The organism is Paenibacillus camerounensis (assembly GCF_000723885.1).
GTDB classification, from domain to species: Bacteria; Bacillota; Bacilli; order Paenibacillales; family Paenibacillaceae; genus Paenibacillus_AQ; species Paenibacillus_AQ camerounensis.
Map to the genome: position 1 here is coordinate 60760 of NZ_CCDG010000041.1, position 17035 is coordinate 77794.

Consider the following 17035-nt stretch of genomic DNA (forward strand, 5'->3'; position numbering starts at 1 on the left):
GAACCCGGCAGAAACGGATGCCTTCCCTTCAAGGTAAGTGGGCTGCCGTTCCTGCCTCATCTACTATTCTTCACGCAGGTTCCTGGTTCCTGTTTCCTGTTTGCAGTTTTTGTAAATCAGGCTTAGCTCTTAATTGCGCCTGAGGTCAAGCCGGCAATAACCCAGCGGCTGAACAGCAGGAATACAATCAGCAGCGGCAGCGTCGCAGTAAAGGTCGCGGACATGATCATGCCGTAGTCAAGGCCATCACGGGTTGTAAAGAGCTGCTGCAGCGCAATCTGAATCGTGTAATGCTCTTTGTTCTTCAGCACGACAAGCGGCCAGAAGAAGTCATTCCATACCGTCATGAAGTTAAGAATACCCAGAGTTGCCATTGCCGGTGTAATGACCGGCACGGCAATATTCCAGAAAATCCGGAAATGTCCGCCGCCGTCAATCCGTCCGGCTTCGATCAGCTCGGTCGGCACTGCCGAGGAAATGTATTGGCGCATCCAGAAAATGCCGAATGCGTTGACCATCGCCGGTACAATCAGCGCCTTGTAGCTGTCGATCCAGTGCAGCTTGGCCATAATGACATAGGTTGGCAGTACACCCAGCTGCTGTGGAACAATAAGGGTAGCGATAACGAACACAAACAGTGCGTTTTTAAACGGAAATTCGTATTTGGCAAAAGCATACCCGGCCAAAGTACAAAAGAATACAACCGACACTGTTACCATGGAAGAGACGAACAGTGAGTTTCCGAGCGCCTGGAAAAAGTCTGATTTTTCCAGAACCCGCTTGAAATTGATGAAGAATTGGTCACCTACGGTAAGCAGTGGAGGTACATGGAATACTGCGCCTTTATCGTTGGTACCGACTACAAACATCCAGTAGAACGGGAAGACCGAGACCAGTGCCCCGAGAATAAGCAGGAAATAGAAACCAAGCTTGCCGAAAAATCCGAGATCATCCGGTTTTTTTCTGAATATACGCAGTGTACTCATGCTTTTTTGCCTCCAGTGTCTCCGCCTGTGCCTCTGGAAATCAGCATGTTAAGGATGGAGAAGAGAATTGTAACGAGGAACAGCATAACCGCCGTTGCCGCTGCTGTACCGAAGAATCCGTTGCGGAAGGCTTCACTGTACAGATAGGTGACCATTGTAATTCCTTCCTGGCGAGTAGAGCCGGTTCCGGCCTGACCCAGGAATACATATGGTTCAGTGAACAGCTGCAGGGCACCAATCGTCGACTGCAGGGATACAAAGATAATGAACGGCTTGAGCAGCGGCAGTGTAATGGAGAACAGCTGCTGTCTGCGGTTGGCACCGTCAATACGCGCGGATTCATACAGATCCATCGGAATACTCTGCAGACCGGACAGGAAGATGATCGCGTTATACCCCGTCCAGCGCCACATTACCATTGTTGAAATCGCAATTTTGACTCCCCACCAGCCGGAGTTGAAGGCAACATTCTCAAGCCCCAGGCCGTTCAGCATCCAGTTGATCATTCCGTTATTACCGAACAAGGTACTGAATACAAGCGTAACGGCCACTATGGACGTAATATTCGGCATGAAGTAAAGAATACGAAACGTTTTTTTGAATTTGGTCATTCCCGAATGCAGCAGCACAGCCAGCAGCAGTGCCAGCATCACCTGCGGGACAGTTCCCATGAGGCCCATAATGAGCGTATTGCTGAAGGAAATCCAGAAGGTTGGGTCACTGGTGACCAGATCATAGTTTTTGAAGCCGACAAATTTCATCGGGTTGAGTGCATCCCATTTAAAGAAGGATAAATAAAAGGTAAAAAAGATCGGGTATAGTCCGAATATCGAGAACAGAATAAAGAACGGTGAGATAAAGGTATAGGCCGTAATCCGGCTCCGTCTTTGTTCAGTTAAAAAAGGGCGTTTGCTCTCGGCATGCGGACTCGTAATTACGGGTTCTGCCATGTCACACCTCCAGGATATTTAAGAAAGCTCCATTTCCGAAGAATCCGGATTCCCGGGGGCTGCCTGCCCTCCAGGAATCCGGATGTCCGGTTCATATCATGCTTGGCGTTTTCGCCTAGCTGCGGTCTGCCAGTGTCTTCGCCTGTTTAACGGCGTCATCCCACTCTTTTGCAGGGTCCGCTTTCTTCTCGATTACGTTCTTGAGCGCATTCTTGAAGAAGGTGTCCGTCTGGTCATGCAGCGGTCCGTAGTACACCGGTTTAACGCGGTTAGCCGCTTTACCGAATTCTACAGCTGTCTGCTGTCCGGCGAAGAAATCATCCTTGAAATCTACGAATGCAGGATCTTCATACAGTGCAGGAATCGAAGGCATCAGACCTTTTGTCTTGAACGATTCAAGCTGATTATCTTTGTTAACCATCCATTGGATGAAATCATAGGCTTCCTGCGGATGCTTGCCTTCCTTAGGCAGGGAGATGAAGGAACCGCCCCAGTTACCGGCGCCTTCAGGCAGCTGTGCAATCTTCCATTTACCGGCTGAATCCGGTGCATTGCTCTTGATGTTACCAGCCATCCAAGCTGGACCCATTACAACAGCGAACGAACCGTCGCTCATGCCTTGACCCCACTCAGGCGACCACAGCAGATAGTTGCTGATCCATCCCTCCTGGATGCCTTTTACGGTGAAATCATAAGCTTTCTTAACCTGCGGATTAGTATCGCCGATGAATTTGCCGTCAGCCTTGCTGAAGTAGATTTCATCCGCAGACTGGTCGCGCAGAGCGTTGTAGGTCAGGTCTGTCAAGTCGGAGAAGTATTTGCCCGTCTTCTCCTTGTAGGCCTTGGCTACAGCTGCAAATTTGTCCCATGTATCGATTGCTGCACTGAAGCCATCCGGATCGCTTGGCAGTCCGGCTGCTTCAGCCAGGTCTGTGCGGTAGTAGACTACAGTCGGCCCGATATCCGTCGGAAGTCCCAGCTGGAAGCTGCCGTCGATTGAAGAAGCCTGCTTCCATTTCCAATCGAGATAATTAGCCTGAATGTCTTTGGCGCCGAGATCGTTCAGGTTATAGAATTTGTCCTGGGCACTGATGAAGCGCTCCATGAAACCGATTTCAAGCTGGAAAATGTCCGGAGCGCCGGAGCCCGCCGACAGTGCAGTAGTCAGGTTATTATGGTGCGCTGTCTGGTCACCGGTGTTCTGAATTTTAATCGTTACGTTCGGATGCTCCTTGGTATACTCATTCGCCAGCTCTTCATAGTTGACGTTACCCAGTGTCCAAAAGGATAGCTCAACTTTTTCTGCCGGTTTCGAGGTTTCTTCTGCAGCAGGCGTATTTGTGCTTGATGCGTTGTTACCCGCATTTTCTTTGCCGCCGTTGTTTCCGGCATTGTTATTGCCTCCGCATGCTGCCAGTGATCCTACGAGCATGATGGACGCAAGTGTCAACGCCAGGTGCTTTGCTTTTTTCATTCCTCTGTACCCCTCTCAAAGGTTTCTCTTACAAGAATTAGTGTACCGTAGGAGAAACCTTTTGGTGAGGAGGCAAACTTCCGATTTAAGGTGGAAATATTTACGATTGCCGTTTCATTTGATTGGAATTGGCGATAAACAGGGTGATTACGAGGACAAGAATGGCCCCTGAATAGAGCAGTGTATCCATAGGACTCTCATGATCAATAATAATCAGGCGGGTAATTGCGGTAATGCCTGCGCCCGCTGCGGGAATTGGATTTCTCTCCTCTTCAAAGTTATACTGGTTGTATTTCATCTTTATATTCACAGCATAAAAAGGAGAATGTTCCCATGCCTATCAACCGACCGCTATTTACCGACAGCGACCTGCAGGAAGCCATTGACCGCAAGCTGCCGGTACGGGTCTTTGAAAATGATCATCTGGTGAACTCGGGGGCAACCCTTGTCCGGTTCACCGATTCAGATGTAATCATCCAGTCGCGGGTCAGCGATTTAACCTATTATTCCCGCCGGACCTGCCAGTTTTTTGAGGTTAGAGGTTAGATTATGAAGGGACACGCCTCAGCTACCTGTGAATTATGCGGACGCTCTCCACTCGTTACTACGGTCCACCACCTGGTTCCCAAGGAAAAAGGCGGCACCCTCCAGCCGACTGCTCTGTTGTGTAAGGCCTGCCACCGGCAGATTCATGCCCTGTATACCAATGATGATCTCGTGATCCTGGAGCTTACAACGGTGGAGGCCCTGCAGCATGACCCGCAGATTGCTTCTTATCTGAAGTGGATAAGCAAGCAGGCTCCGGGTTCAGAGCCCAAGCTCCGCAAATCACAGCGTGTCCGGGGAAAACGTTAGTCCGAATTACTAACCTGTATGATCAGGAGTAGATTTTATGCAGCAGGGAGACACTATAGAGCGAATAACGGCTGACAGCCGATACCAATCTATAGTGAGGTGCTCTAATGTTCAAGCGTTTTGACGAAATTCTGATCGAAATCCCTCAGGTTGAGCGTCCAGACCCTAATGCTGCGGCTGCAGTTCAGGAGCTTATGGGCGGAAAATTTGGTGAAATGTCCACCCTTAACAACTACCTGTTCCAATCCTTTAATTTCCGCGGCAAAAAAAAACTGAAGCCGTTCTATGATCTGGTTACCAGCATTACGGCAGAAGAGCTTGGGCATGTGGAGCTGGTTGCACATGCGGTAAATAAGTGCCTCTGCGGCTCCACTTCATATAAAGAGCCCGACCAGACGCCGCTTAATCCGTTTAAGGATATGCGGAATACTTATTTTGCGCTTGCCGGAGCCCAATCAGCCCTGCCGGTTGATTCGATGGGCCGGCCCTGGAGCGGCGAATATGTGTTTAACAGCGGCAACCTGATTCTGGATCTGCTGCATAACTTCTTCCTCGAATGCGGTGCGAGAGCCCATAAGATGAAGGTATATGAACTGACCGATCATCCGGCTGCCCGTGAGGTTGTCGGTTATCTGTTAGTACGCGGAGGCGTTCACGTGGTGGCTTATGCGAAGGCACTGGAAATGGCGACCGGTGTGGATGTAAGCAAGCTCATACCTATTCCTTCCCTCAATAACAAGGCATTCTCGGAAACGCAGAAATATGAGTCAAAAGGACTTCACACCAAGCTGTACACCAACAGCGAGGGTGATTTCACGGCGATTAAGCAAATCTGGAAGGGGACTCACCCGGAAGACGGGCAGCCGCTCGAGGTCGTTGAGGGCTCCCCTCAAGGACATCCGATAGCCGAAGCTCCTGAAGTTCCGGAGGAATTTGCACCCGGCATTTCCGAGGAGGACTTTCTGGCGATTGCAGCCCGGCTGCAGAAGGCTGCCGGAATACATTAACCAGAGAATACAAAGAAGCCGGATACTGCACCTACGGGTCAGCATCCGGCTTCTATTTAAGTTTATCATTTGTGATGTAATCGCTGCTTCATCGTTCTTCAGGCTACCGTTTGTTCTTGCTGCTGTTACTCAGCTTCTCATTAAGTATATCCTGAAAGCTCTGCGTCTGTTCATTTGTTCTGGACGGCTTGGGGTCGTTGACCGGTTGAGGTCTAAAATATTGATGATTGAAAGCCATAAGATTATGTACTGCCATATTCATAACGGTTCAGCCTCCTTCCGAAATCTACACCCTTTTGCGCGGATGCGAATGTACTTATCCCTTATATAACCTTCCGCTTCCAATCCTAAACAGTTATTTTGCACATTTTTTGCATTTCTATTAAATAAAATAGCTTTAGGCCCTCAATCAGCCTAAAGCTATTCATGAATGCTAGTTCAGCGCAGCCCAGGAAGCCCCGTCCAGCTGCTCCAGCTCGTGCCTGTCGAGCCTGAACCCCATTGCCCCGATGTTCTCCTGCGCATGCCGGACCTTGGAGGCTCCGGGAATGGCAACCACTGTCTCTCCATGAAAATGAATCAGCCAGTTGAGGGCAACCTGCCCCGGTGTAACCCCGTACTTCCCGGCAAGAGCCGACAAAAGCTCAATCAGCGGTCTGCTGCGGGCCAATCCCTTCTCGTTCAGCCCTGACTGCGTCCGTCTGATCATGGACAGCCCGCTGATCTGCGCCGGATCACTGTGAAAACGCCCGGTCAGAACGCCCTGCTGCAGCGGTGAATAGGCTATGATGGAGATGCCCAGCTCCTTCGCGGCAGCCATAGTGCCGTTATGATCGATAGTGCGGTGCAGTAGATTATACTTTACCTGGTTGGAAACAAGCTTCAGTCCGTGCTGCTGCAGCAGACGGTGTGCCTTCACCATCTGGGCAGCCGAATAATTGCTGACCCCGGCATAGCGGATTTTACCGGCTTTGACCAGTCCGGCCATCGCTTTCATTTCACTTTCGATTGACGACAACGAGAAGGGCTGGTGAATTTGATATAAATCAATCTGCCGTCCGCCCAGACAGCGGATGCGCTCATCAATGGTCGAGGTGATAGAGCCAGCTGTGCGGAGCATCGGCCACCATTTAGTGGCAATCAGCGGGTTCGCATGAGAGCTTCCTTCAAGCCTGAGCTGATCCAGGACGGCGGCAAGCGCCTGCTCGGACTTGCCTCCTCCGTAGATTTCTGCCGTATCCACCCAGTTCATTCCGCCTTCCAGACTAATCTTCACGATGTCGAGGATATCGGTATCTTCAAGGTTGCTCCAGTATTTCCCCACCAATCCGCTGCCCCGGCTGAACTGCCAGCAGCCCAGGCCCAGCGGCGATACAGACAGCTCTGATTGTCCCAGCGGACGGCGTCCGGCTGCGGTTGTACCTGTATTCATCTCTCATCCTTCTTTCAGTGAAAATTAGAGTTAGTATAACTGAATAATATGGTATAATTACCCTGCTCTGCATGTTCCAAGTTACAGTGAACGCTGACCGGAGTTACAACTTTATCGGAGGGACTTCATGTTAAAATTCGTGGGCTTTTTATTTCTGGCACAATTACTGGGCAATCCGTTTCTGGCCCTGATTGTACTGTTCCTCATCCTGTATTTCCTGGACCGCCGTTATGTCGGCATTCTGCCCAGCATCGGCAAGCCTTTCCGCCGGAGCCGGCAGATGTCCAGGCTGCGGACAACGATCAGCCTGAATCCTAACGATGTGTCTGCCAAGTTCGAGCTTTCCCGCCTGCTGATTGAACGCAAGCGTTATAGTGATGCCAAGGACCTTCTGCTGCAGATTTCGGACCGTTATGAGCAATCTGCCGAATATTGGGTCGAGCTCGGATATGCGAATCTCAAGCTGGGAATGCTGCCGGAAGGTGAAGCCCAGATGCTGCAGGGGCTGGAGATTAACCGCAGGGCCAAGTACGGCCAGCCGTTTCTCCGTCTGGCAGAGATGTTCCGCAATGTAGATCAGGATAAGGCGCTGCATTACGTAACGGAGTTCCAGGAGATCCAGACCTCCTCCAGCGAAGCCTATTACCTGGCCGGTTCCATGTACAAGGCGCTTGGCAGAAATGATGAGGCCAAACGGGCTTTTGAAGAATCCATCGCGATTTACCGCTCCCTGCCAAAATATAAGAAGCGGCAGGAACGCGGCTGGGCGCTGCGCAGCTATTTTGCAAAGATGCGTTAATCTGCGCCTGTACATAACGGTGTGCAGATGTAAGTATTAAAGAACCTCTGTGTATAACTGGGCTGCCAGTAATGCACAGAGGTTCTTTGGTCTACCCTGACTGCAGTATACCTGCTGATAAGTTACATATGCAGATCATGCTTCGCAGGCTCTCCGCCCTCCTTGACGCCGAACGGCCACCAGTTCGCCCGGCCGAACATGCGTACCATAACCGGGACAAAGAACGGCAGGAACACAAGTGCATAGAGCGCAAGCCCTGACAACACTACCGTCGCAATCTGCATCATCGAAAGTACTCCTGAAGGATACATTGAGGCAAAGGTTCCGCCCAGGATCACCACCGCTGACAGGATGACAGTCCCCATGTTGCGCATGGCATGTAATATCGCTTCACGCACATCCCAGGTTTTGTTCTCATTGAAGCGGGCCATGAGGAAGATGCTGTAATCGACACCAAGGGCAATCAGCATGACAAAGCTGAAGAATGGTGTTGTCCAGGTAATGCCGGAATAATCCAGCAGGTTAACGAAAATCACTTCCGTAATACCGAGTGCTGTTATATAGGTAACCAGCAAAGATCCGATCAGATACAGCGGCATAATTACCGAGCGAAGCAGCAGAACCAGTATGATGAATATGCCGGCCAGCATCAGCACAACCGTCCGTGTGTAGTCTTCATTGGAGATAGTCTGCAGATCGCTGTAGGTGCTGGTGACACCGCTGATCGCCGTTTCGGCATTTTCAAGCTTAGTCCCCTTCACAGCCCGTTCAACGGCTGCCTGAATATCAGGGATGCTGTCAATCGCTTCCGCGCTATACGGATTTCCGGCGAATACAACATCCAGCGTCATCACCTTGCGGTCATCTGACAGGTAAGTATTGAATACCTGCTGCATGTCATCCGCTTCAATCGCTTCCGCCGGAACAAAGAAGCCGCTCAGCTCATCGTCACCGGCATCCCGGATCTGCTGCAAGTAACCCTGCGCCGAGCTTAGTCCGCTGGTGATCTGCTGCAGTCCTTCCGCACTGTCGCTAAGTCCCCCGGTCAGTTCACCAATCTGCCCGGTCAGCTGCCCGAAGCCGTCGGCAAGCTGCTGCTGTCCGCCCTGCAGCTGATCCAGTCCGCCGGTAATATCCGGAAGCTTACCGCTGATCTGTCCCTGGCCGTCAGCCGCCTGATTCAGCCCGTTCTGAAGCTGTCCGATACCGGCAACCAGCCGCTCCAGGCCTTGAGCCAGGGCAGTCTGGCCTGCTGCGGCTTTGGCATAGCCGTTGTTGGCTTCATTCAGCCCAGCTGCAGCCTCGCCAAGCTGGCCCGAGATCTGGCCAAGTCCTGCTGCAAGCTGAACAGCTCCAGAGCCGGTCTGGTTTACAGTACCTTTAACAGTCTGGTAATCCTGATCCTGTAACAGTTCAGGATGGCTGCTCTCGAGCCGGCTAAAGGAAGCATCCAGTCCGGTAAGCGCAGCCGCTACGCCATCCAGCTGTGCCTGCAGCCCGTCTAGTCCGCCGCCGAGTGCCGTCAGCCCGGCACCGACCTGCTTATAGCCTGCAAGCAGCGCCATATTGGCATCAGCAAGCTGCTGTGCGCTGGCTGCCGCCTTAGACAGCCCGGCTTTAATCTCACCGGCTCCGGCAGCACCACTCCTGATTCCGTCCTCAACCTGAGCAAGACCCTCTCCCAATGCGGCGATACCCTCTTTAAGCGTTGTTGTGCCTTCAATGAGCTTCGCGCTGCCTGCCGCCGCTTCCTGAAGCTTAGGCCCGTTCGCGCTGAGCTGCTTGCTCGCTTCAGCAAGTCCGGACTGGATTTGGCTCAGACCGTTATTGCTCTGATTAAGTCCATCTGACAGTGTTGCCACCTGAACAGGAATCAGAAAATCATTGATACGCTCCCCGGTCGGCCGGGACATGCTGCGTACCGCTTTGACGCCGTCCACCTTTTCCAGCTCCCGGCTGATTTGTTCAGCCAGCCCCATATATTCTGAGCTGTCCATCCGGTCATCATTTTTAATCACAATTTTACCCGGCATGGATTCGCCCGGACCAAAGCTTTCGGATATTATGTTGAAGCCTTTAACCGAGGCATAATCGGCACCTATCTCATCCATGCTATTGAAGGACAGCTTCCCGTCATAGGTGACCAGAAACGGCACAACGATAGCAGCCACAATTAACAGCGCCGCCCATGGCCTTTTCAGCGAAAACGAGCCTGCTGCCCCCCAGATCCGGCTCTCACTGTGCTCCAGTCTGCCGCGTGACGGCCAGAACAGCTTTTGCCCCAATAGCGCCATAAAAAACGGAACTACTGTAACCAGCGCAAGCAGCATCACCGCAATTCCTACAGCTACAGCCACCGCCGAGCGGTACAGCATAAATTTCGACAGGCCAATCGCTACGAATCCTACGAACACGGCAAGCCCGGAATAAAACACCGTTCCTCCAGCCTTGCGGTATGTAGAAATAATGGCACTTTTCGTATCTTCAGCAGATGCCAGCTCTTCCTTAAAACGGCTGATCAGCAGAATGCAATAATCCGTACCTATACCGAACATAACCGCCACCATAAAGATTTGCGTAAAGGTCGATAAGGGGAAATCAAACCGGTCCACCAGAAAGGATACCACCGACTGGGAGACAACATAGCTTAGTCCCACGGTCAGCAGCGGCACAAGCGGCGCTACAAACGAACGGAACACGACGAACAGAATAAGCAGGATAAAAACTACAGTGATGTACTCTGACTTTTTGAGTCCCGCTTCCGAGCTTGCAATCGTATCCTCGGTAATTAATCCTTCGCTGGTCAGATAATGATCTGCCGTCACATTCGCGAGCAGCTCATCCGCTTTATCCGGCAGCTCCTTGACCGCCTCATCCCCGCCTTTGACCGACAGGGCGACCATAACCGTCTTACCGTCCTTGGCAATCAGGGTGTCCGCAAGCTCTGCCTGTGAGAACGGTTCGGTTACTGAATCAAGCTTCAGGGCCTCCTTCTCCGCAATCAGCTTCTCTACACCTTGCTTAATGCTCTCCGTATCCGCGGCACTTACCCCGCCCGGCTTGTTGAACACCAGCGCCACCTGATGGAGCGTCTCTCCTCCCTTGGCAGCAGCAGCCTCCTTCATAATCTCTGCCGCCCGTGATGAGGTGTAACCGCCAGGGACCGAAATCTGCCCCTTTTCCCGGACAAGATCAGACATTGAAGGTGCTGTCATAAATAAAACAACCGCAGCAGCCAGCCAAAGGGCAATGATAGCCCATCTGGCTTTAAGAATGGTCTTCATTCGCTGTTCCCTCCTGTTTCCTGCATAATAAACGCCAGCTTCTCAAACAATGTAATAAATTTCTCAATATCCTCTTCCTCGAAGTGGAACAAGTACGGGGAAATTACATCCTGCACCTGCTTCTCTGCGAGCTGATACACCTCTTCCCCCTGCTGCGTAAGGGATAAATACACCAGACGCCGGTCATTCTCATCACGGGTCCTTTCAATCATCCCCGCTTCATAAAGGCGGTTAATAATAGCGGTGATCGAGCTCTTACCAACACTTACAGCCTCAGCAAGATACGTGGCTGTACACAGCCTCTGGGCTTTAATCAGCCTCAGAATCAGAAACTGGTCGTTCGTCACTCCTTCAGGAATCCGCTCCTTGATCCGTGCACTGATCTGCCTGGTTACGATGAGGTAGGCATCCACATACCGGTTAATCCACTGCTGCGCCTCTTCATTCAACGTATTAGCCTCCTTTTTCAAGATAATAGTTCATGTATCGAACTGTTTTATAATGAAACTATATTCCCGGCTTACAAAAAAGTCAACGGTATATTTCTAATGGCTAAGGAGCCTCTGTTACGAAGCAAAAAAAAGCTACCCGCTTAAAGCGGATAGCTTCAGAATCATAATAGGGGAAGCAGCAACGAACCCGTTACTCGTCCTCCTCTGTTTCTTCGACTTCGTACACACAGCGGTACATTTCGATGCCTGCCGGGTTCTCGCCGAGGCTGTACACCATGAAGCCCAGGGCACGGTAAAAGTCTGCAGCAACCTCGTCCTCGGTTTCTGCAAGCACATACCGGGGCTGCAGCTCAGCCAGCAGCTCCAGAATCATTCCCCGGGCATACCCTTTGCCTCTGTTCTCAGGCAGCACAGCGATGTGGCGGATCTCAAGCGAACCGTCCTCCGTTACCTCGAAGCCGGTAAGCCCAACGAGCAGCCCCTCCTCTTCCCAGCCGTACAGCTTCAGCCCCGGTAACTTCTTGTATTCAGCAGAAGCACGCCACAGGGCATCTGGTTCATCAATAACCGCATAACTCAGCAGTTCATCCACTTCAGGTGTTCCTACATGCTGCTTCAGATCTGTAAACATAACACTTCCTCCGTTTTCATGTAAATCTGTAAAGGATAATCAAACCGGCCCACACACCGATGAGGTTCAGCAGCAGATCATCTACATCAAAGCTGCCCACGCGCAGCAGCATCTGCAGGGATTCGAGCAAAAGAATAGAGGGGACCGCCCACAGCGTAAGCGTAAATACATTCCGGAGCCTGGCCTGCACTAGCGGAATCAATACACCAAATGGAATGAATACGATAATATTACCTGCCAGATTGATCAGCCTGCCCGTGAAAGGCACTCCGTTGTCCATGTCGAAGTACAGCTTAACTGTTCGCAGCGGCTCCAGGTTATATTGCATTGCCCCTTCTGTACGCACGGTCCGGCCGAATCCGAGAAACATCCAGTATAACACAGCAGCGCTATAAAAAAACAACAGTATCCCCGCTACAATCCGCAATCCCGGACGGAGCTGTGCCCTGCGGGAGGGTCCCCGGCCTGCCCGGCCCCTGCTTCGCTTATCAGCTATGGCTCTCACCTTCGATAATCTCAATGCTGCCATCCTGCTTGCCTATAATCGCCATACTTGCAATACCTATGAACAGTCCGTGATCTACCACACCTGAAATGCCCTGGAGCTGTTCTGCCAGCTCCGGCGCTGAAGTTATAGCTCCGAAATGGCAGTCAGCGATGTAATTTCCGTTGTCCGTCCGGTAGAGCTCATCTCCGCTGCGGCGCAGCTCCGGCTTGCAGCCCAGCTTACCAAGCTTAGCTACTGTCCATTCCCAGGCAAAGGGCACAATTTCAACCGGCAAAGGGAATTTGCCGAGCGTCGTTACAGCTTTGCTCTCATCAGCAACAACGATCATCCGCGTGCTGCCCGTTGCCACAATCTTCTCACGCAGCAATGCTCCGCCGCCGCCTTTGATCAGCTGCAGGCTTCCGTCCAGTTCGTCAGCACCGTCAATAGTCAGATCCAGGCTGTCAATATCGCCGAAGGCTGCCAGAGGAATACCGAGCTCACGCGCCTGATCCTCGGAAGCCTGCGAAGTGGCTACAGCAATGATGCTCAAGCCTTCCCGGACCCGCTCACCAAGCTTGCGTATTGCCCAATAGGCGGTTGAGCCTGTGCCCAGACCCACCTTCATCCCGTCCTGTACGTATTCTACGGCTTTCTCCGCAGCCAGCTGCTTAACATTGACACTCATTTTTATACCCCCATGTTATCCGTTATAATGGTCTAACAACTACAAACTATATACTTTCCGGGAGGACTCACGATGAGAACCGCAAATCAGATCCAATCCAAAATCAATGAGCTGACGATCCAGCGCAGGTCCCTCGAGAGCCGGCTGGTTCCGCTGCCCAAGGACAGCCCCGAGCGTGCGGGCTTGAACGCCCAGCTGACCAGGCTTGAGGATATGATTCTGATGCTTGAATGGGTGCTGGACGCGCCAACCGGCAAATACCATGCATGAATACTGCAGTTCAGGCTGCATCAGTCTGTAACATAAGTTCTGAGCAATTCCTCATAGAGCTGAGTATTATCCTGCTCGAAGCATATAAAAGCTATTAAATTCAGCGGCAGCTTGCCGGAATCCGTACTCTGCACATAATCAACCACGGCAGCAAGAGCAGTCTGACAGGCCAGTCTTCTGGGAAAGCCGTAAACGCCGGTGCTGATATTCGGAAAAGCAATGCTGCGTGCTCCGCGGGCGCAGGCCAGCTCAAGGCTGCTGATGTAGCATTTGGCCAGTGTTGCCGCCTCCCCTGCACCTCCGCCTTTCCATATCGGCCCGACTGTATGTATTATTCCCAGATTAGGCAGCCTGCCTGCAGTGGTAAGTGCAGCCTGCCCCGGCATTACCCCGCCTTGCTTCTGGCGGATAACTGCACACTCCGCTGCGATCTGAGGTCCGCCCGCACGGTGAATCGCCCCGTCCACCCCTCCGCCCCCGTAAAGACCGGAATTGGAGGCGTTTACGATAAGATCGCCTGCCCAGGCAGTAATATCTCCCGTATTTACCGAGATCACAACATCATTTATACGGATTTGCATATCCGGCCTCCTCCTTCGCCGCAGCTTCCAGACTCGTAACCAGCTCTTTTTCACCTTTGCGGCCGGCCTTTCCGGGGAAAGAAGCATATCCGGACAGCACACCCTGAATAGAGGCGCCGCGGATACGGGTCACCATCCAGTGCATGGCAGCATCCATAGTCATTTCTCCGGTGCCTGCCGGCACACGGCATAGAGCATAGGTTGTCCCGGTTTCTCCTTGATCAAGCTGCTCCCCGGGTGTTGAAAGCACAGTATACTGAAATAAAGGCACAGCCTCCGGCCTCTCCTCGTCCTCACGGAACTGCTCATGAAATACAGAATACATAAGTTTTCCGGCCGGGGCCGCAGCATCTTCAGCCTCCTGCTGCCTGATCAGCCTGCTGTTCTGGAAGGCTATCAGCGCTGCGGCAAGCAGCAGGAACAGGGCGGCGCCGGCAATTGCCGAGATCATCATGCTCACCTGCCATTCGCATTCTTTTTACCAACAACGTTACTATATTATCACGGAGGAGGATGCCGGGGAATGGTTCTTAAGAGCAGATTGCGCAAAAAAGTGCGTCTTTCTTAAAAGTTACTTTGAAATATTCATATTAACAGTTGAATCTTCCGGCAGCATGATCCATAATGAGGTTGTACATGCTGTTTGTCAATTCATAAGAGATATCAAGGAGGAATAGCTTCAATGAAATTTTTCTTGGATACCGGAAATATTGAAGAAATCAAACGGATTACCCGGCTCGGATTAGTGGACGGCGTGACGACCAACCCGTCGCTCATTGCCAAGGAAGGCAGATTGTTTAAGGAAGTCATTAAGGAAATCGTCGAGATTGTACCCGGACCCGTAAGTGCCGAAGTGATCGGACTGACGACGGATGAAATGCTGCGCGAGGCACTGGAAATCGCGGAATGGGCACCGAACGTTGTAATTAAGCTTCCTATGACCGAAGACGGTCTGGCTGCCTGCTACGAGCTGACCAAGCGCGGCATCAAAACCAATGTCACCCTGATCTTCTCTGCTGCACAAGGCCTGATGGCCGCCAAAGCCGGAGCTACTTATATCAGTCCTTTTGTAGGCCGCCTCGATGACATCGGAGTAGACGGTATGAAGCTGATTAAGGATCTTAAGACGATTCTTACCAATTACGGGCTGACCTCGGAGATTATTGCAGCCAGCATCCGCAATATCGCCCATGTGGAAGAAGCGGCGATTGCCGGTGCGCATATTGCGACCATTCCAGGCTCTCTTCTGCCGTCCCTGTGGAAGCATCCGTTGACAGACAACGGGATTGAACGTTTCCTTAAGGACTGGGAGACCGTTCCTCAGGAAGCAAAATAACGGATTCCGCTTATAAATGAAGCACCTCACCTGTTGAAGGGAGGTGCTTTTTTGTTCCGTTTTCCGTTATTGACATCATTACTTGTCATAATTATAATTGTCATAACAACTAATTAAGAAAGGAAGATTCCATATGTCCGGCTCCTCCCCCCGCCAATTCCTCGGATTTCTGCTTGGTTCCACCTACCGGAGAATTTCAACCGCTTTTGCCCGTGCACTCAAGCCGTATGATATCACTCCTGAGCAATGGTCTGTTCTGCTCATGATTGTTGACCGCAGCGGGATTAACCAGAAGGAGGTTGCGTCAGCAGCAGCCAAAGACCAGCCGACAACCGCTAGAATTGTTGAACTGCTGCTCAAGAAGGGCTTTATTACGAAATCGCTGAACCAGAGTGACCGCCGTGCTTTCCTGCTGTATCCGACTGACCTGGGCAAGCAGCTTATTGAAGATACCGTTGCCCTTGAACGGCAGGTCATCAGTACAGCCGTAACCGGACTCTCGGATTCTGAGCTTGAAGTACTCCGCGGGATGCTGGAGCATATCTATCACAACACTGCAATTACACAACAGGAACAGGAGTCTTGAACTTGAATAAACCTCTTGAACGCTTATGGACCCAATCCTTCGTAACGCTTACCCTCTGCAATCTGCTGCTGTTCACGGGCCTGCAGATGACGTTATCTACCCTGCCGGTCTATGCGAAAAGCAGCCTAGCAGCTACCTCTGTGCAGATCAGCCTGGTTACCAGCCTGTTTGCTTTAAGCGCAATTGCTTCCCGGCTGTTTGCCGCCAAAGCAATGGAAAAAGGCGGACGGAATCTGCTGATCTTCCTCGGTGTCACGCTTTGCCTTACTGCTGTTACAGGCTATTACTGGTCCGGTACTATAACCGTCCTTCTGCTGATGCGTGTGCTGTTTGGCATCGGCTTCGGCATGGCCAGCACGGCTTTTCCCACAATGGCATCTGATATCATTCCCATCCGCCGTATGGGTGAGGGTATGGGTTATTTTGGCTTGTCGACCAGCCTCGCTATGTCCGCCGGCCCGCTGATCGGTCTCAGCCTGCTGCAGGGCCCCGGATTCAGCTCACTGCTCCTGGGAACCGGCTTATCCTTCATCATTCTTTTGCCGCTGGGCTACCGCCTGACCAAGGGGCTGCCGGTTAATCACAAGGAGCCGGCAGCGGAAGCTCTGCCCGGGCCTAAAGGCAGCCTTTTCCGCAAGCTGCTCATTCCCTGCCTGCTTAATCTTCTGCTGTCCATCTCTTATGGCGGACTGCTTGGTTTTCTCGCTCTATATGGACAGGAGGCACGGCTGGAACATATCGCTTACTTTTTCCTGTTCAACGCTGTGGCTATTGTGGTTATTCGTCCGTTATCAGGTAAAATCTATGACCGCTTTGGTCCCGCAGCTCTGCTCATACCCGGCAGCCTGTTCATTATCGGCGGACTGCTGCTGTTATCCTTTGCTTCCTCAACCGCTGCACTATTTCCGGCAGCCATCTGCTACGGCATCGGCTTCGGCTCCATGCAGCCTGCGCTCCAGACCTGGATGATCCAGTCTGTTGACCCTAGACAACGCGGGATGGCTAACGGGATGTTCTTCAATTCTCTGGATTTAGGAGTCGCCATCGGCACCATGATTCTCGGTTCCGTAGCCTTATATAACTCGTATGCAGTAATGTACCGTTATTCCGCACTTGCCCCTTTGCTGCTGCTGCTCCTTTACACCGGCGTGTTCCTTGTACAGCGGCGCAGACGCTCTGCTTCCGGTCCGCTGCAGACTGGCCAGTAATCTGCGTAC

20 protein-coding genes and 1 pseudogene are annotated in these 17035 nt (G+C 51.9%); 8 read left to right on the forward strand and 13 right to left on the reverse strand.

From position 1 onward, the window contains the following. Positions 1-122 precede the first annotated feature (122 nt). From BN3772_RS16100 to BN3772_RS16115, 4 genes and pseudogenes are all read right to left on the reverse strand, one after another. Positions 123-986, reverse strand: coding sequence for a carbohydrate ABC transporter permease (locus BN3772_RS16100; RefSeq protein ID WP_042176047.1), 864 nt, complete (start codon positions 984-986; stop codon positions 123-125). Further along, complete coding sequence (locus BN3772_RS16105) at positions 983-1936, reverse strand: carbohydrate ABC transporter permease (RefSeq protein ID WP_042200722.1); 954 nt, start codon at positions 1934-1936, stop codon at positions 983-985. Before BN3772_RS16105 ends, BN3772_RS16100 begins: the two co-directional genes overlap by 4 nt. Positions 1937-2051: 115 nt before the next feature. Beyond that, positions 2052-3410, reverse strand: coding sequence for an extracellular solute-binding protein (locus BN3772_RS16110; protein ID WP_042200724.1), 1359 nt, complete (start codon positions 3408-3410; stop codon positions 2052-2054). A 100-nt stretch (positions 3411-3510) separates the two neighbouring features. After that, a pseudogene (locus tag BN3772_RS16115) lies at positions 3511-3648 on the reverse strand (phosphate-starvation-inducible PsiE family protein); the annotation flags it as partial. A 95-nt stretch (positions 3649-3743) separates the two neighbouring features. Between BN3772_RS16115 and BN3772_RS16120 the strand changes: the two are divergent. The 3 genes from BN3772_RS16120 (at position 3744) to BN3772_RS16130 (ending at position 5272) form a co-directional block, all read left to right on the forward strand. Continuing rightward, a complete protein-coding gene (locus BN3772_RS16120) occupies positions 3744-3956 on the forward strand; it encodes a hypothetical protein (RefSeq protein WP_042200726.1) in 213 nt (70 codons plus the stop codon). A gap of 3 nt (positions 3957-3959) precedes the next feature. Then, positions 3960-4265 (forward strand): HNH endonuclease, encoded by a 306-nt coding sequence (locus BN3772_RS16125; protein ID WP_042200727.1) that lies wholly within the window; start codon positions 3960-3962, stop codon positions 4263-4265. 107 nt (positions 4266-4372) lie between these two features. After that, entirely contained in the window at positions 4373-5272 is a 900-nt protein-coding gene (locus BN3772_RS16130) for a manganese catalase family protein (protein ID WP_042200729.1), read from the forward strand. A gap of 103 nt (positions 5273-5375) precedes the next feature. On the opposite strand, the gene BN3772_RS30935 is transcribed toward BN3772_RS16130, so the two are convergent. Beyond that, on the reverse strand, positions 5376-5534 hold the full coding sequence (locus tag BN3772_RS30935; RefSeq protein ID WP_167336679.1) for a hypothetical protein: 159 nt from the start codon (positions 5532-5534) through the stop codon (positions 5376-5378). Between the two features lie 171 nt (positions 5535-5705). Continuing rightward, on the reverse strand, positions 5706-6704 hold the full coding sequence (locus BN3772_RS16135; RefSeq protein WP_042200731.1) for an aldo/keto reductase: 999 nt from the start codon (positions 6702-6704) through the stop codon (positions 5706-5708). Positions 6705-6831: 127 nt separating this feature from the next. Between BN3772_RS16135 and BN3772_RS16140 the strand changes: the two genes are divergently transcribed. Further along, positions 6832-7503: a tetratricopeptide repeat protein gene (locus BN3772_RS16140; protein ID WP_042200733.1), complete on the forward strand. Its 672-nt coding sequence runs from the start codon at positions 6832-6834 to the stop codon at positions 7501-7503. Between the two features lie 122 nt (positions 7504-7625). Here BN3772_RS16140 and BN3772_RS16145 read toward each other — a convergent pair whose 3' ends face one another. The 5 genes from BN3772_RS16145 to rpiA all read right to left on the reverse strand — a co-directional run bounded on the left by BN3772_RS16145 (position 7626) and on the right by rpiA (position 13045). Beyond that, positions 7626-10787, reverse strand: coding sequence for an MMPL family transporter (locus BN3772_RS16145; protein ID WP_042200735.1), 3162 nt, complete (start codon positions 10785-10787; stop codon positions 7626-7628). Next, positions 10784-11236, reverse strand: coding sequence for a MarR family winged helix-turn-helix transcriptional regulator (locus BN3772_RS16150; RefSeq protein WP_042200736.1), 453 nt, complete (start codon positions 11234-11236; stop codon positions 10784-10786). Before BN3772_RS16150 ends, BN3772_RS16145 begins: the two co-directional genes overlap by 4 nt. A 193-nt stretch (positions 11237-11429) precedes the next feature. Continuing rightward, positions 11430-11870, reverse strand: coding sequence for a GNAT family N-acetyltransferase (locus BN3772_RS16155; protein ID WP_042200737.1), 441 nt, complete (start codon positions 11868-11870; stop codon positions 11430-11432). A 16-nt stretch (positions 11871-11886) separates the two neighbouring features. After that, positions 11887-12390 carry a VanZ family protein gene (locus tag BN3772_RS16160; protein ID WP_244444762.1) on the reverse strand — a complete coding sequence of 168 codons (504 nt, stop codon included), beginning with the start codon at positions 12388-12390 and terminating at the stop codon, positions 11887-11889. Further along, positions 12359-13045 carry a ribose-5-phosphate isomerase RpiA gene (gene rpiA / locus BN3772_RS16165; protein WP_042200739.1) on the reverse strand — a complete coding sequence of 229 codons (687 nt, stop codon included), beginning with the start codon at positions 13043-13045 and terminating at the stop codon, positions 12359-12361. Before rpiA ends, BN3772_RS16160 begins: the two co-directional genes overlap by 32 nt. A gap of 72 nt (positions 13046-13117) precedes the next feature. On the opposite strand from rpiA, the gene BN3772_RS16170 reads away from it, so the two are divergent. After that, entirely contained in the window at positions 13118-13315 is a 198-nt protein-coding gene (locus tag BN3772_RS16170; protein ID WP_042200741.1) for a hypothetical protein, read from the forward strand. A gap of 20 nt (positions 13316-13335) precedes the next feature. Here the strand turns inward: BN3772_RS16170 and BN3772_RS16175 are convergent, their stop codons facing one another. Both BN3772_RS16175 and BN3772_RS16180 read right to left on the reverse strand, forming a co-directional pair. Then, the gene (locus BN3772_RS16175) at positions 13336-13896 is read right to left on the reverse strand and encodes a macro domain-containing protein (RefSeq protein ID WP_042200743.1); all 561 of its coding nucleotides are present in this window, start codon (positions 13894-13896) and stop codon (positions 13336-13338) included. After that, positions 13877-14350 (reverse strand): hypothetical protein, encoded by a 474-nt coding sequence (locus BN3772_RS16180; RefSeq protein ID WP_157643602.1) that lies wholly within the window; start codon positions 14348-14350, stop codon positions 13877-13879. Before BN3772_RS16180 ends, BN3772_RS16175 begins: the two co-directional genes overlap by 20 nt. A 228-nt stretch (positions 14351-14578) precedes the next feature. Between BN3772_RS16180 and fsa the strand changes: the two genes are divergently transcribed. The 3 genes from fsa (at position 14579) to BN3772_RS16200 (ending at position 17026) form a co-directional block, all read left to right on the forward strand. Continuing rightward, a complete protein-coding gene (fsa, locus tag BN3772_RS16190; RefSeq protein ID WP_042200749.1) occupies positions 14579-15232 on the forward strand; it encodes a fructose-6-phosphate aldolase in 654 nt (217 codons plus the stop codon). Between the two features lie 133 nt (positions 15233-15365). Further along, a complete protein-coding gene (locus BN3772_RS16195; RefSeq protein WP_042200750.1) occupies positions 15366-15818 on the forward strand; it encodes a MarR family winged helix-turn-helix transcriptional regulator in 453 nt (150 codons plus the stop codon). 2 nt (positions 15819-15820) lie between these two features. Beyond that, positions 15821-17026 carry an MFS transporter gene (locus tag BN3772_RS16200; RefSeq protein WP_042200751.1) on the forward strand — a complete coding sequence of 402 codons (1206 nt, stop codon included), beginning with the start codon at positions 15821-15823 and terminating at the stop codon, positions 17024-17026. Positions 17027-17035: the final 9 nt, after the last annotated feature.

Coding starts and splice junctions, on each gene's coding strand:
- BN3772_RS16175 (WP_042200743.1), bottom strand. CDS start 13,896: ATGCAAATCCGTATAAATGATGTTGTGATCTCGGTAAATACGGGAGAT.
- BN3772_RS16110 (WP_042200724.1), bottom strand. CDS start 3,410: ATGAAAAAAGCAAAGCACCTGGCGTTGACACTTGCGTCCATCATGCTC.
- BN3772_RS16140 (WP_042200733.1), top strand. CDS start 6,832: ATGTTAAAATTCGTGGGCTTTTTATTTCTGGCACAATTACTGGGCAAT.
- BN3772_RS16125 (WP_042200727.1), top strand. CDS start 3,960: ATGAAGGGACACGCCTCAGCTACCTGTGAATTATGCGGACGCTCTCCA.
- rpiA (WP_042200739.1), bottom strand. CDS start 13,045: ATGAGTGTCAATGTTAAGCAGCTGGCTGCGGAGAAAGCCGTAGAATAC.
- BN3772_RS16180 (WP_157643602.1), bottom strand. CDS start 14,350: ATGATGATCTCGGCAATTGCCGGCGCCGCCCTGTTCCTGCTGCTTGCC.
- BN3772_RS16105 (WP_042200722.1), bottom strand. CDS start 1,936: ATGGCAGAACCCGTAATTACGAGTCCGCATGCCGAGAGCAAACGCCCT.
- BN3772_RS16135 (WP_042200731.1), bottom strand. CDS start 6,704: ATGAATACAGGTACAACCGCAGCCGGACGCCGTCCGCTGGGACAATCA.
- BN3772_RS16130 (WP_042200729.1), top strand. CDS start 4,373: ATGTTCAAGCGTTTTGACGAAATTCTGATCGAAATCCCTCAGGTTGAG.
- BN3772_RS16195 (WP_042200750.1), top strand. CDS start 15,366: ATGTCCGGCTCCTCCCCCCGCCAATTCCTCGGATTTCTGCTTGGTTCC.
- BN3772_RS30935 (WP_167336679.1), bottom strand. CDS start 5,534: ATGAATATGGCAGTACATAATCTTATGGCTTTCAATCATCAATATTTT.
- BN3772_RS16145 (WP_042200735.1), bottom strand. CDS start 10,787: ATGAAGACCATTCTTAAAGCCAGATGGGCTATCATTGCCCTTTGGCTG.
- BN3772_RS16155 (WP_042200737.1), bottom strand. CDS start 11,870: ATGTTTACAGATCTGAAGCAGCATGTAGGAACACCTGAAGTGGATGAA.
- fsa (WP_042200749.1), top strand. CDS start 14,579: ATGAAATTTTTCTTGGATACCGGAAATATTGAAGAAATCAAACGGATT.
- BN3772_RS16170 (WP_042200741.1), top strand. CDS start 13,118: ATGAGAACCGCAAATCAGATCCAATCCAAAATCAATGAGCTGACGATC.
- BN3772_RS16120 (WP_042200726.1), top strand. CDS start 3,744: ATGCCTATCAACCGACCGCTATTTACCGACAGCGACCTGCAGGAAGCC.
- BN3772_RS16100 (WP_042176047.1), bottom strand. CDS start 986: ATGAGTACACTGCGTATATTCAGAAAAAAACCGGATGATCTCGGATTT.